This is a genomic window from Comamonas sp. GW821-FHT11H03 (genome assembly GCF_058807955.1).
This window is the reverse complement of the sequence record NZ_JBXARF010000001.1, coordinates 640,393-653,920: the sequence shown is the minus strand read 5'-3', so window position 1 is coordinate 653,920 and position 13,528 is coordinate 640,393. Positions and strand designations below refer to the sequence as shown.

Genomic DNA, 13,528 nt, shown 5'->3' with positions numbered 1-13,528 from the left:
CTCACATCATCGAAAAATCGCGCTCGAAGCGCTGTAAATGTTGGCCGCCGTCCACCAGCATGGTGGTGCCCGTCATGGAGCGGTTCTCCAGTGCAAAGCACACGGCGGCGGCAATGTCCTCGGGCGAGGAGGAGCGGCCCAGCGGGCTCATGGCGTGCAGGGCCTCGAACTTTTCCTGACTCAGCATATGGCTGGTCAGTGTCAGGCCCGGCGCCACGCCCACCACGCGCACGCGTGGAGCCAGCGCCAGGGCCAGCATGGTGTTGGCGGCTTCCAGGGCCGCCTTGGAGAGGGTGTAGCTCAGGAAATCGGGGTTCTGGTTCCAGAGTTTCTGGTCCAGCACATTGACCACGGCACCGTGGGCGGACTCTTCGCCTGCCGCCACGCGCTCCTGCACATGGGCATGCAGAGCCTGGGACAGCAATATGGGCGCGCCCGTGTTGCTGCGCAGATGCGCTTCCAGGGCCACATAGCTGAAGCTCTGGGCATCGTCATGCTCGAACAGCGAGGCGTTATTGACCACGGCGTCGATCCGGCCAAAGCGCTCCACCACACGCGGCACCAGCGAGCGCACCGATTCCTCGTCAAAGAAATCTGCATCAAAAGCGGCGCTATCGCCCGCCAATTCTGCGCAAGAAGCTACGGTTTGCATAGCTTGATCGCGGGAGTCGCGGTAGTGCACAGCCACTTGCCAGCCCGCGCGGGCCAGGGCCAGGGCCATGTCACGTCCAAGGCGACGGGCGGAACCGGTCACCAATACTGTGCGTGGTTGGGCGGGTGAGGACATTCGTGGAAAATGCGGGTTGTGACGACAGAACCCTCAAGTTTAACGAGCGCCTTGCAATCCCGCATTGCCAAGGAGATTGCCGCCGTGGGCGGCTGGCTGCCTTTCGACCGTTTCATGGAGCTGGCGCTCTATGCGCCGGGCCTGGGCTATTACGCCAATGAGACGGCCAAGTTCGGTGCCATGCCGGAGTCGGGCAGCGACTTTGTGACGGCACCGGAGATTTCGCCTATTTTTGGTCAGTTGGTGGCATCCCAATTGCGGCAAGCGCTGCAAAAAACGAATACCCGCGAGATCTGGGAATTCGGTGCGGGAACGGGCGCGCTGGCGCTGCAGATCCTTGACGAGCTGGCGGCCCAGGGCGCGTTGCCTGAGCGCTACACCATCGTCGATCTCTCGGGCACGCTGCGCGCGCGCCAGAAGCTGGCGCTGGCCAAGTACGAGCATCTGGTGCGCTGGGTGGATGCGCTGCCGGACGCCATGCAAGGCGTGATCATCGGCAATGAGGTGCTGGACGCCATGCCGGTGCAACTGCTGCAGCGCACCCAGGGCCAATGGCATGAGCGCGGCGTGGTGCTCGCAGGTGACTGTGATGAGGCGGCCTTTGCCTGGGAAGACCGGCTCACCGAACTGCGTCCGCCTGTGGATATCGGCGGCCCGCATGACTTTCTGACCGAAATCCACCGCCAGGGCGAGGCGTTTATCCACACCCTGGGCGAGCGCCTGACCCGGGGAGCCGCTTTTTTCATCGATTACGGCTTTGGCGAGAGCGAGTACTACCACGAGCAGCGCCATATGGGGACCCTGGTCTGCCACTACCAGCATCAGGTGGACAACGACCCTCTGGTGCTGGTCGGCCTCAAGGACATCACGGCCCACGTCAATTTCACGGGCACGGCCGTGGCGGCCCAGGATGCGGGCTTCGACGTGCTGGGCTACACCAATCAGGCGCACTTTCTCATCAACTGCGGACTTGCGCCCAAGCTCGATGCGGCGGGCATCAAGGCCCGCTCCATGGCCTCCAAGCTGGTCATGGAGCACGAGATGGGCGAGCTGTTCAAGGTCGTTGCCCTGTCCAAGGGCGTGGAGCCCTGGACGCCGCTGGGCTTTGTGCAGGGCGACCGCACGCACCGGCTATAGCGTCTGCGTGCCTGGCGCGCTTACTGCTTTTCCAGTCTGGCGGCCTGGATGATGCTGCCCCAGTGCTTGTACTCGGTGCGCGTGAAGTCGCGGAACGCGCTTGAGCCGAGCAGGCGCGGTTCGCCGCCCAGGGCCGCGACCCTGGCCTTGAACTCGGGGCTGCTGGCCACCTTGAGCGTGGCCGCTTCCAGGCGCTGAACCACGGCGCGTGGTGTCCCCTTGGGGGCCAGCACGCCGTTCCAGGTGGCGGTCACAAAGGACGGAAAGCCGCTTTCCTTCATGGTCGGGACCTGCGGCAGCTGCGGCAGGCGCTCGGCGGAGGTCACGGCCAGCGCCTTGAGCTTGCCGCCCTGGATGAAGGGCAGCGCCGGCGTGATGTTCTCGAAGATGAAATCAATCTGGCCTCCGATCAGATCGGTCAGTGCCGGAGCGCTGCCCTTGTAAGGCGCGTGAACCAGGTCCAGTTTGGCGGCGCTCTTGAGCAGCTCGCCCGACAGATGCACGGTGGAGCCCATGCCCGGCGAGCCATAGCTCATCCCGGCGCGGCGCTCGCGCGCGTAACTCACCAGCTCGGCCACCGATTTGACCGGCGTTTTCGACTCGTTGACCACCAGCACATTGGGAATCGAGGTCACCAGAGCTACGTACTCGAAGTCGTCCAGGCTTTTCTCGCTGAGATTGCGGTACAGGCTGGGATTGATGGCCTGCGTGCCCGCCGTGCCGAACAGCAGGGTGTAGCCGTCATTGGCGGCGGCTGCGACGCGGCTGGCACCGATGGCACCGTTGGCTCCGGGGACGTTCTCCACCACGACCGGCTGGCCCAGCGCCTCGGCCAGACCCTGGCCGACCAGGCGCGCCACGACATCGGTATTGCCACCGGGCGAGAAGGGCACGACCAGCTTGAGCGGGCGATTGGGGAAGCTGTCGGCGGCAGCAGGCAGGGCCAGGCAAGCGCCTAGCAGCGCTGCACTCAGAAGAATCTGTTTGCGTGAGAAGGTCAGGGGCACGGTATGTCTCGTTGTTTGTAGTTCGCGGGCCCTGACGGCAGACGCACGGGCCCGGTCCCTGCATGGCACAGGGCGTGGACATCATGGGCAGAGGGGGGAGTTGAGGTCAATCAATCTTTGGGAAGCATGTCATGCATAAACGGAATGGCTGTCTGCCAGCATGGGCGCTCAGACCGTCAGCGCGGCAGGCCTCTATACTTGCGGCCTCATGATTCGCTGGTTGATCGTCATTTTTCTGGCCCTGTTGCTCGTCAACGGGCTGCACGGCTGGCTGCAGCGCATAGGGCTGGGGCGTCTGCCCGGCGACTTCCGCTTTCGCCTGTTCGGCAAGGAGTTCTTCCTGCCGGTGGCCAGCACCGTGCTGCTCAGCGTGGTGGCGGCGCTGATTGCCCGCTTTGTGAAGCTCTGAGATCGTAGACACGTTCTGAGGCCGGCCGACTTGAATCTGCAGGCTTTGGCTGCACATACGAGCCTGAGCCTGAGCCTGAGCCCGAGCAGTGCCTGCTGGCACCGTCAGGCATTGCCAAAGAAAGCACGACTTACGCAAAGCGGGTTCAGGCAAGGCGACAGCCTCAGCAGGCAGGCCGTTGTCGCATTCCTGTTTGCGTCAATCCTAGAAAGGTTGCCCCTGTGTCCGAATCCCTGCACTACGTCTGTCCTCATTGCCACACCACCAATCGCATCGCCAAAGAGCAGCTGGGCAATCAGCCTGATTGCGGTAGCTGCCACCAGGCTCTTGTGACGGGCGAGCCCGTGGCACTGGACAACGACAGCTTTGCCAGACACACCGGGCGCAGCCAAGTGCCGGTGGTCGTGGATTTCTGGGCCCCCTGGTGCGGCCCCTGCCGCATGATGGCGCCGGCCTTTGCCCAGGCGGCGCAGCAGCTGGCAGGACAGGCGCAGTTGGCCAAGCTCGATACCGAGGCTTACCCGCAGGCCGCCGCACCCTTGGGCATCCGCAGCATTCCGACCATGGTGATCTTCAGGGAAGGCCAGGAACTGGCCCGCATCTCCGGGGCACTGCCTGCCTCGGAGATCGTGCGCTGGGTGCGATCGGTGATCTGAGCACCGTCTTCGCGGGAGCCGGGCCCGCTCACCCGGCCCCGTGGCGGGGCCGGTCAGGCGCTCAGGCGGCGATGTCCAGCACCACGCGGCCTTCGATCTTGCCTTCGTGCATGCGGGCAAAGATGTCGTTGATGTTTTCCAGCTTGTCGGTGGATACGGTGGCCTTGACCTTGCCCTGAGCAGCAAAGTCCAGCGACTCCTGCAGGTCCAGGCGCGTGCCGACGATGGAGCCGCGCACGGTGATGCCCTTGAGCACCATGGAGAAGATCGGCAGCGGAAAATCGCCGGGCGGCAGGCCGTTGAGCGAAATCGTGCCGCCGCGGCGCACCATGCCCAGCGCCTGCTCGAAAGCCTTGGGCGACACAGCGGTGACCAGCACGCCATGGGCACCTTCAATCTCTCTTTGCAGATAGGCCGCCGGATCGGTGGTCTTTGCGTTGACAGTGACGGTGGCGCCCAGCTGACGCGCCAGAGCGAGCTTACTGTCATCGATGTCGACGGCCGCGACGTTGAAGCCCATGGCCTTGGCATATTGCACGGCCATATGGCCCAGGCCGCCGATGCCGGAAATCACCACCCAGTCGCCGGGCTTGGCATCGGTGACTTTCAGCCCCTTGTACACCGTGACCCCGGCGCAGAGCACGGGAGCGACGTCGATAAAGCTCACGTTGGACGGCAGATGGCCCACATAGTTGGGATCGGCCAGTGCGTAGTCGGCAAAGCCGCCGTTGACCGAATAACCGGTATTGGTCTGAGACTCGCACAAGGTTTCCCAGCCACCTATGCAGTGGCGGCAGAAGCCGCAGGCGCTGTGAAGCCAGGGCACGCCCACGCGATCGCCTTCCTTGACATGCTTGACGTTCTTGCCCACCGCCGCCACATAGCCCACGCCCTCGTGGCCGGGAATGAAGGGCGGATGAGGCTTGACAGGCCAGTCGCCTTCGGCTGCATGCAGATCGGTGTGGCAGACGCCGGAAGCAGCGATCTTGACCAGGATCTGATCGTCTGTCGGTCGGGGCACCGGCATTTCTTCAATCGTGAGCGGTTTCCCGAAGGAACGCACCACGGCGGCTTTCATGGTCTGGGGTAAGGACATCAGAGCACCTCCTTGAAGCAAGAGGGCAAGGCCGTGGCCTGTGGGCCGGACACTTGCCCGTCAAAGAACCATGCCGGTATGGCATGGGTGTTGCAGCAGGTTTCGTGACCCGCTGCATGGCTCGGGCGGAGCGAACCGCCGCAGCCATCTCGTACTGTGCAATGGCTGCAGCATACCTTCTTTGACTTAACTCAAGCCGTGCCCATCCCTGTCGCTAGCACCTCGGCGCGCGCACTGCTAGGCGCAGCCTTCCAGATAGGCGGCAATCGCCTGCTCGCGCGCCTTGCTCACGGCATCGCCAATGGCCTTGCCCTTGAGGCCGCGCTGCGCTGCGGCCTGGGCCACGGGGGCGGTTTCCACGGCCAGGGCCGCCTTCAGGGCATTGCCCAGGCGCTGGCGCTGGGGGTAGGCCGCCTCTTCAAAGCCCAGACGCCCGCGTGCGTCGCATTCGCAGGCCAGCAAGGCTTCCTCGAAGCGCTGGGGCTTGCGTATGGCATCGCAGCGCTCCAGCAGGCGCAGCAGGGCGGCGGCATTGAGCTCGTGGCTGCGATGGATGTTGCCATGCTCGCGCGCCACGACCTCGGCCAGCTCCTTGCAGTCGTTGGGCACGCGCCAGCGCTCGCAGACCTGAAGCAGCAGGCGGGCGCTGCGCTGTTCGTGGCCGATATGGCGGGGCAGCACATCGGCCGGCGTGGTGCCTTTGCCGAAGTCATGGCACAGGCAGGCAAAGCGCACGGACAGCGGTGCCTGCAAGCGGGCCGACATGTCCAGCACCATCATGGCATGCACGCCGCAATCGATCTCGGGGTGGTATTCGGCGCGCTGGGGCACGCCCCAGAGCTTGTCGAGCTCGGGCAGCAGCCGGGCCAGAGCTCCGCATTCGCGAAGGATGTCGAACATGCGAGAGGGCTGGGCCTCCGTCAGGCCACGGCTGATTTCCTGCCACACGCGCTCGGGCACCAAGGCATCGACCTCGCCGGCCGCCACCATCTCGCGCATGAGTTCCATGGTTTCGGGGGCGACGGAGAAATCGGTGAAGCGCGCCGCAAAGCGGGCCAGGCGCAGAATGCGTACCGGGTCTTCGCGAAAGGCAGCGGTCACATGGCGCAGGACGCGATCCTTCAGATCCTGCTGGCCGCGATAGGGATCCACCAGGTCTTCGAGGCCGCCGTTGCCTGTCCAGTCGGCAGGAGCAGCGATGGAGTTGATGGTGAGATCGCGCCGAGCCAGGTCTTCTTCCAGCGTCACATCGGCAGCGGTGTGAACCACAAAGCCGCGATAGCCCATGCCGTTCTTGCGCTCGGTGCGAGCCAGCGCATATTCCTCATGGGTCTGGGGGTGCAGGAACACCGGAAAGTCGCGCCCCACGGGCACGAAGCCGCGCGCGCTCATCTGCTCCGGTGTGGCTCCGACCACCACCCAGTCCGTGTCGTTGACGGGCAGGCCCAGCAACGCATCGCGCACGGCGCCGCCTACCTTGAAAACCTTGAATTCACTCATGCTGCAATGGTAGTGGCTGCGAGCCGGCCTGCAGATACCGCAATCGCGGGATGGCGGACTCAGCGCTGCTGGCGATAGGGCTCTTCGAACTGCAGAAAGTCCTGCTCGGCCAAGGCGGCCTGAATCCATTCCTGGGTGGCGGGCAGCTGGGTGATGCGCTGTATATAGGCGCGTACCGGTGCCGAGGTCGGCAGGCCGTAGCCGTTGATACGCATGCACACCGGCGCAAAAAAGGCATCGGCAATGCTGAACTGGTCAAACAGCATGGGGCCGCTGGCGGTGCTCAGCAGCGGGGTCCAGAGTTCTTCGAGCTGCTGGACATCGCTGCGCAGATCGGCATGCTCGGCCCATAGCCGGGCACCGGTCTCCTGCAACTGGGCTTCGATATTCATGGGGCAGAGGCTGCGCAGCGCACCGAAGCCGCTGTGCATCTGTGCCACCAGACTGCGGGCACGGGCACGCTGGGCTACGGTCTGCGGCCATAGGTGCTTGTCGGGAAAGCGCTCGGCCAGGTATTCGCAGATGGCCAGGCTGTCCCAGATGATCAGTCCCCCATCGACCAGCAGTGGCACCTTGCCGGTGGGGGCGAGTGCCAGCGCCTGCAGCTTGAAGCTGGAGTTGGGCGCAAAGCTGTCAAAGCGCAGTGTGAGCTCTTCGAAGCTGATGCCGCTTTGGCGCATCAGCACCCAGGGCCGCATGGACCAGGACGAGTAATTCTTGTTGCCGATATAGAGCTTCATGGCGGACTCCTGTGTGGTTTGCCGTGCAGCTTATCAAGCTTGGGGCGGGCGGTCTGTGTGTTTTGATTCCCCAGTCATGCCGGGGCGGCGCGGCGGATGATGTAATCGCAGCACTATGGCAAATACTTCGACTTCTTCTGCAAACCAGGCCGCGCATGTGGCAGGGGCTGGTCACCACAAGGGCGCGCTGGTGCTGTTCTCGGGCGGCCAGGACTCGACCACCTGCCTGGCTCAGGCCCTGGCCATGTTCGAGCGCGTGGAGACGCTGGGCTTTGACTACGGCCAGCGCCACAGCGTGGAGATGCAGGTGCGCGCAGGCGTGCGCGAGCAGCTGTCTGAGCGCTTTCCCCAGTGGGCGCCGCGTCTGGGCGAGGACCATGTGCTGTCACTCGATGTGCTCAAGCAGATTGGCGGCTCGTCCCTGACCGAGGATGTGGCTTTTGCCATGCAGGCCGACGGCCTGCCCAACACCTTTGTGCCGGGCCGCAACCTGCTGTTTCTGACGCTGGCCGGCGCGCTGGCCTATCGGCGCGGCCTGACGGTGATCGTCACTGGCGTCTGCGAGACCGATTATTCGGGCTACCCCGATTGCCGCGACGACACCATGAAGGCCCAGCAGCTGGCGCTGAACCTGGGCCTGGAGCGCCGGCTGCGCATCGATACGCCGCTGATGTGGCTGGACAAGGCCCAGACCTGGCAGCTGGCCCAGGATCTGGGCGGCAGCGATCTGGTGGAGCTGATCCGCACCGAGACCCATACCTGCTACCAGGGCACGCGCGATGCGCTGCACGAATGGGGCTATGGCTGCGGCAGCTGCCCGGCCTGCGAGCTGCGTGCATCGGGCTGGCACAACTGGCGCGCCAGTCAGGCCGCAACTTGAAATTGATAGCTGCTTGCGCTTGATAAAAAAGGACTTCAGGCTGATAAAGCGCTAAAGTCCTTTGATTGAAGGCGGTAAATGCTCCTTAATAAGGAGCATTTTTTCGATGGGCCCGATTCAGGCGCCGGGGCGTGTGGCGATCTGCCCGGCCTGAATCTGCGCCGTCATCTGGCTGAGCCAGGTCTGGCTTTCCGGGCGCTCGAACAGAAAGTCCCAGATGGCATCGTGCTGGCGCGGTGTCAGGGCGAGCGCGCCATGGCGGCGCATATGGGCTTGCAGCCGCTGCAGCTCTGCCGCAGTCAGCGGCAGCTGCATCACGGTCAGCGGGGGGCGCGGGCGGTAGCGGCGCTGGGGAATGTTCTTGCGGGGACGATTCATGGCAAAGCGATCAAAGCGATTCAAAGGTTAGACGGGCCAGACCACGCCGTTGTCGTTGAGGATGGCGTCCAGCGGCAGGTCATGGGCCTCGGGCTGGAAGTCATCGACATAGCCATTGGTGTAGCCCAGGCCCACGGTAAACGGGCGCGGGCTCAGCTCGGCCAGCGTGCGGTCATAGAAGCCGCCGCCATAGCCCAGGCGGTAGCCGCCGGCCGCATAGCCTACGCAGGGGACAAACAGCAGCGTGGGCACCAGCAGTTCGGTATCCTTGGGCTTGGGAATGCCATAGGCGTCCTCCTCCATCGGGCAACCGGGGTACCAGGCGTGAAAACTCAGCGTCTTGCGCTGTTTGTCTATCACCGGCAGCCCGATCCTGCGCCTTTGTGGAGTACCCTGTAGCTCGCCATCTTCCTTCCAGCGATGCAGGGCTGGCAGCGGGTCGAACTCTCCCTTGATGGGCCAGTAGGCACCAATCACGGTATCGGGCCGCTCCATCAGCCAAAAGCGCATCACCTGCTGCAGCGCATCGGCGCGTTGCAGGCGATCTGGAAGGTTGAGGCGCAGTTCAATCAACTTGCGGCGTAACGCTGCTTTGTCCATCGGATAATTTCCTCCATGCACTGGCTGAAGATTTTGACACCGCTTTGTGCGGCTTCCCTGCTGACTGTAGCTGCTCCGTTTGCGCAGGCACAAAACCCGGGCGATGCCGTGTTGCTGGACATGCAAAAAGCATTCCGCAGCCGCAATCAGGCGGCGCTGACCCAGCTCCTGCCCCAGGCGGCCGGTCACCCCCTCGAACCTTGGGCCGCTTACTGGGAACTCAAGAACCGGCTGGAGAGCGCATCGCCCGATGAAATCCAGGGTTTTCTGAACCGCTATGCCGGCACCTACCAGGAAGACCGCTTGCGCAACGACTGGCTGCTGCTGCTGGGCAAGCAGCGCGACTGGAACACCTTCAGCCAGGTCTATCTCAAGTTCCGCATGCGCGACGACAAGTCCGTCACCTGTTACGCCCTGCTGGCCGACGCCTTGCAAGGCCGGGGTGCGCCCAATGTGGGCCAGCAGGTACGCGATCTGTGGCTGGCGCAAAAGGATGCCGATGACGGCTGCACCACGGCCGCCGGCCAGCTGTATGCGAACAAGCTGATCACCGACGCCGATGTCTGGCGCCGTGCCCGTGTGGCCACCGAAGCCAATCGCCAGAAGGCGGCCCGTGATGCGGTGGCCATCGTCGCCCCCGAAGCGGTCGACCAGGTGGCGCAGGTGTTTGCCTCGCCCGCCAAATACCTGTCAGGCCAGAGCAAGGCGCGCGGTCGCGAGCGCAAGGAGCTGGCCCTGCTGGCGCTGATCCGCATGGCGGCCAGCGACCCCGATGCGGCAGCCACGCAGATCGACGGCGGCTGGGGCGCCCAACTCAACGGCGAGGAGCGCAACTGGGCCTGGGCCGTGGCCGGCAAGCAGGCCGCCTTCAAGCTCTCGCCCGATGCCAATAGCTATTTCGGCAAGGTGCGCCGCAACGAAGACCTGAGCGACGACCTGCTGGGCTGGAAGGCCCGTGCCGCGTTGCGCGCCGGCGACTGGAAGGCCGTGCGCCGTGCCATCGACGCCATGGGCCCGGAACGCACCGACCCGGCCTGGGCTTACTGGAAAGCCAAGGCCATGCTGGCGGGCCGCCCCAATGCCGAGGAAAAGGCCGAAGCCCGCCAACTGCTGGAGGACACGGCCGGCAGCCACAGCTTCTATGAACAGCTGGCGCTGGAGGAAATCGGTCAGCGCATCACCGTGCCGCCCGCGCCCGCGCCGTTGACGGCGCAGGAAAAGGCGGCGGCGCGCAGCAACCCAGGCCTGAGCCGCAGCCTTTATGCCATCGGCATGGGGCTGCGCAGCGAAGGCGTGCGCGAGTGGAACTACTCCACCAATCTGCATCAGCCCGGCGGCATGGAAGACCGCGAGCTGTATGCGGCAGCCGATCTGGCCTGCGAGCGCCAGGTCTGGGATCGCTGCATCAACACCAGCGAGCGCACCAAGACCTTTGCCGACTGGACGCAGCGCTTTCCCATGCCCTATCACGACACGGTGCTGGCCAAGTCGCGCAATATCGGGCTGGATCCGGCCTATGTCTATGGCCTGATCCGTCAGGAGAGCCGCTTCATCATGGATGCCCGCTCGGGCGTGGGCGCTTCGGGGCTGATGCAGGTGATGCCGGCCACGGCGCGCTGGACGGCCAGGAAGATCGGCATGGCGGGCTTCACGCCCGACATGATCAACGACCGCGACACCAATATCACCATCGGCACCTCCTATCTCAAGCTGGCGCTGGACGACTTCGAGGGCTCGATGGCGCTGGCGGCCGCGGGTTACAACGCCGGCCCGGGCCGCCCGCGCAGCTGGCGCAACGGCCCCACGCTGGACGCCGCCATCTGGGCCGAGAACGTGCCCTTCAGCGAGACCCGCGACTATGTGAAGAAGGTGCTCTCCAACACCACCAACTATGCGGCACTGATCACCGGCCAGCCACAGTCGCTCAAAAGCCGTCTGGGCACCATAGGCCCGCGCCCGGCCAATGATCCCGAGACCATGAAGGACTTGCCATAAGCGGGTGTCTAGATGAGCTGATTGCTCATTTGACGATAGTAAAAAGCGCTCTGCCCGAGAGGGTCAGAGCGCTTTTTTGTTGAATTCGGCAAGGGCTGGCGTTGTTGCATCAATCCAGCTTGTACCCCACATCTATACGAGGCCTTCCGTCTGAGCATGGCCAAGCGCATCCAACTGATTCAAGAGAGCTGTTCCCCTGCATGAGCTGGTTTTTTGCCAAAGGCTTCATCACCTGTCAGGGCTCTCTGGCGTTTCATCCTCCGACAGCTGTTGTAGCAAGCGGGTCAGCACGGATGCATCACGCATATTGTTAGACACCACACAAAACGCATTGAATCTGCAATGTTCAAGCAGCGTTTTCAATGTGCAGTTTGCGTTACTGTCGTCGGCGCTCAGCGCCATAGTTTTGCATTAGCGCTCAGAAACCTCATGCCGGTTAATTCCTTCAGCAGCTATAGCCAGGTAGCCAGGTCTGACAACATGGGTATGGGACTTGAATATTGAGCTTGAACTGCGGTCTGCAACGCATGCTGAAGTCTGGCGATGGACTGTGAGTCCACACCGTTGCATCACCGGCTGCACAGGGCTCGTGGTTTGTCGAAGTGCCAAGCCAAACAGTTTTTTGAGCGTCAAGAAAAACAGGATGGCTACATCTGAGAACCGAGGGTGACGCCCATGTTTGCGGCTGACAGCGGCAAGACAGGATGGCGTTCTTCCAGCCAGATTGACAACGAGTGTCGTTGTACAGCTTGCAGCGGGTCGTGCGCCAGCGGAGCGAATCAGGCCGAGAGCCTTTGGCCAGTTGCTCATCGATTTATGCAAGAGCATCCTTGATCTTGTGACTTTCCGGTGGTCAGGCGCTTAGATCGACGACTGAATCGGCATTTCTTTGGCGCACGCGCAAGTCCCATTGGCTCGGTTTCCGATTAAAGCGCCCTGCGAGTTGATCGGCCTCTCGGGCTGGTTCGGTGATTGACGACACGGGTTGATCAGGTGCTCTCTAGTGACTTTCCCTTGGTTCACGATTACCCGCTAGCGTTTAAATAGCTTTTTAAATAAGCTTTCTATGTTTGCGAATTTAGCAAGTAAATTGGGTGCTGGTGCAAGCCGCTTTCAAATAGGAGACAACGATGTCAACATGGTCGCGATTCAAGATTTCGTTCGGTGCAGGGGTGCTGTGTGCGCTGTCGGTCAGCGCCTCAAGCGCAACCGCCCAGACTGTCAAAGTGGGGATGGTTGTTGGTGTGTCGGGCCCCGGCGCAGATATTGGCGAAAGCATGGTCCGTGGCGCAGACTTGTACTTAGCGCTGCATAGTAAAGACCTGCCTTCAGGCACGAGAGTCGAACTAATTAAGCGTGATGATGGTAGCAATCCGGATCGCACAAAGCGTCTGGCACAGGAGCTGGTCGTGCGCGACAAGGTCCAACTCCTGACTGGCGTGACTTTGAGTCCTCAGGCATTGACTATTGCGCCGGTTTCGACAGAGGCCAAGGTGCCGACGTTGATCATGAACGCGACTACTGGAGCCTTGACGCGCTCCTCCCCATATTTTGTGCGCTTCTCTTATGCAAACTGGCAGATGGCCTACACGATGGGTGCTTGGGCTGCCAAACACGACATCAAGAGCGCCTACACATTGGTAGCCGACTACGCAGCGGGCCATGACATGGAATCAGGCTTCAAGCGCGGCTTTGAAGACAACGGCGGCACCATCGTGGGCTCAGACAGGACCCCGATGGGGACGACTGACTATCTACCTGCTATGGCGCGTATCAAAGCGGCATCGCCAAAGTCGCTATTTGTTTTTACGCTAAGTGGTGCACCGAGTATTGCAACGATGAAAGCGTTCCGTGACTCAGGTCTACAGGCTGCAGGTGTCCAGTTGCTCAGTACTGCACAGAATGTCTCGGATCAGCAGTTGCCCCAGACAGGGCCAGCATCGGTGGGGATGATTAACAGCGCTGTGTACATCGCGACCGATTCGCGTCCAAATGCCAAAGCGTTTCTGGCCGCATATCAAAAGGCCTATGGTCAAAACGCATACCCAGATCTACCTGCGGTCGCTGCTTGGAACAGCATGGAGGCGGTATTCGGGATCATCAAAAAGCATGGCGCGAATTTCACCTCTGATCAAGCTATGGGTGTCTTGAAGAATTGGAAATCTTCAAACACGCCTGCGGGCCCCATTGCGATTGACCCAGTTACACGAGACATCGTCCACGAGGTCAGTCTCGCAAAGATTCAGAAGGTTGGAGACAAGTACGAGAACGTCGCGTTCGATGTAGTTAAGGACGTCAAGGATCCTTGGAAATTGGTCAACCCTGAAAAGTGATCACGTTCCT

General features: G+C 62.5%; 14 protein-coding genes. 6 read left to right on the top strand and 8 right to left on the bottom strand.

Annotated features, from left to right (window positions below):
• Position 1 precedes the first annotated feature (1 nt).
• Positions 2-787, bottom strand: a complete 786-nt coding sequence (locus AC1RTQ_RS03070; RefSeq protein ID WP_302088927.1) for an SDR family oxidoreductase — start codon at positions 785-787, stop codon at positions 2-4.
• A 9-nt stretch (positions 788-796) separates the two neighbouring features.
• Between AC1RTQ_RS03070 and AC1RTQ_RS03065 the strand changes: the two genes are divergently transcribed.
• Positions 797-1,924, top strand: coding sequence for a class I SAM-dependent methyltransferase (locus tag AC1RTQ_RS03065; protein WP_492874197.1), 1,128 nt, complete (start codon positions 797-799; stop codon positions 1,922-1,924).
• Between the two features lie 20 nt (positions 1,925-1,944).
• On the opposite strand, the gene AC1RTQ_RS03060 is transcribed toward AC1RTQ_RS03065, so the two are convergent.
• The gene (locus tag AC1RTQ_RS03060; protein WP_302088929.1) at positions 1,945-2,931 is read right to left on the bottom strand and encodes a Bug family tripartite tricarboxylate transporter substrate binding protein; all 987 of its coding nucleotides are present in this window, start codon (positions 2,929-2,931) and stop codon (positions 1,945-1,947) included.
• 208 nt (positions 2,932-3,139) lie between these two features.
• Between AC1RTQ_RS03060 and AC1RTQ_RS03055 the strand changes: the two genes are divergently transcribed.
• Positions 3,140-3,340, top strand: a complete 201-nt coding sequence (locus AC1RTQ_RS03055; protein ID WP_012839950.1) for a DUF2905 domain-containing protein — start codon at positions 3,140-3,142, stop codon at positions 3,338-3,340.
• Positions 3,341-3,561: 221 nt separating this feature from the next.
• Positions 3,562-3,996 (top strand): thioredoxin TrxC, encoded by a 435-nt coding sequence (trxC, locus tag AC1RTQ_RS03050; protein WP_304350154.1) that lies wholly within the window; start codon positions 3,562-3,564, stop codon positions 3,994-3,996.
• 61 nt (positions 3,997-4,057) lie between these two features.
• Here the strand turns inward: trxC and adhP are convergent, their stop codons facing one another.
• The 3 genes from adhP to AC1RTQ_RS03035 all read right to left on the bottom strand — a co-directional run bounded on the left by adhP (position 4,058) and on the right by AC1RTQ_RS03035 (position 7,332).
• Positions 4,058-5,092, bottom strand: coding sequence for an alcohol dehydrogenase AdhP (gene adhP, locus AC1RTQ_RS03045; protein ID WP_302088931.1), 1,035 nt, complete (start codon positions 5,090-5,092; stop codon positions 4,058-4,060).
• A 237-nt stretch (positions 5,093-5,329) separates the two neighbouring features.
• Complete coding sequence (locus AC1RTQ_RS03040) at positions 5,330-6,592, bottom strand: multifunctional CCA addition/repair protein (RefSeq protein WP_492874196.1); 1,263 nt, start codon at positions 6,590-6,592, stop codon at positions 5,330-5,332.
• 59 nt (positions 6,593-6,651) lie between these two features.
• On the bottom strand, positions 6,652-7,332 hold the full coding sequence (locus AC1RTQ_RS03035) for a glutathione S-transferase family protein (protein ID WP_409816873.1): 681 nt from the start codon (positions 7,330-7,332) through the stop codon (positions 6,652-6,654).
• Between the two features lie 115 nt (positions 7,333-7,447).
• On the opposite strand from AC1RTQ_RS03035, the gene queC reads away from it, so the two are divergent.
• Positions 7,448-8,212: a 7-cyano-7-deazaguanine synthase QueC gene (gene queC, locus AC1RTQ_RS03030; protein WP_492874195.1), complete on the top strand. Its 765-nt coding sequence runs from the start codon at positions 7,448-7,450 to the stop codon at positions 8,210-8,212.
• A gap of 117 nt (positions 8,213-8,329) precedes the next feature.
• Here the strand turns inward: queC and AC1RTQ_RS03025 are convergent, their stop codons facing one another.
• A complete protein-coding gene (locus AC1RTQ_RS03025) occupies positions 8,330-8,590 on the bottom strand; it encodes a hypothetical protein (protein WP_302088935.1) in 261 nt (86 codons plus the stop codon).
• A 27-nt stretch (positions 8,591-8,617) separates the two neighbouring features.
• Complete coding sequence (locus AC1RTQ_RS03020) at positions 8,618-9,190, bottom strand: 5-formyltetrahydrofolate cyclo-ligase (RefSeq protein ID WP_054073811.1); 573 nt, start codon at positions 9,188-9,190, stop codon at positions 8,618-8,620.
• Positions 9,191-9,205: 15 nt separating this feature from the next.
• Here AC1RTQ_RS03020 and AC1RTQ_RS03015 point away from each other — a divergent pair, with 15 nt between their 5' ends.
• A complete protein-coding gene (locus tag AC1RTQ_RS03015; RefSeq protein ID WP_492874193.1) occupies positions 9,206-11,185 on the top strand; it encodes a lytic transglycosylase domain-containing protein in 1,980 nt (659 codons plus the stop codon).
• A gap of 411 nt (positions 11,186-11,596) precedes the next feature.
• Here the strand turns inward: AC1RTQ_RS03015 and AC1RTQ_RS03010 are convergent, their stop codons facing one another.
• Positions 11,597-11,995 (bottom strand): transposase, encoded by a 399-nt coding sequence (locus tag AC1RTQ_RS03010; protein WP_492874191.1) that lies wholly within the window; start codon positions 11,993-11,995, stop codon positions 11,597-11,599.
• Between the two features lie 320 nt (positions 11,996-12,315).
• Between AC1RTQ_RS03010 and AC1RTQ_RS03005 the strand changes: the two genes are divergently transcribed.
• Entirely contained in the window at positions 12,316-13,518 is a 1,203-nt protein-coding gene (locus AC1RTQ_RS03005; protein ID WP_492874189.1) for an ABC transporter substrate-binding protein, read from the top strand.
• Positions 13,519-13,528: the final 10 nt, after the last annotated feature.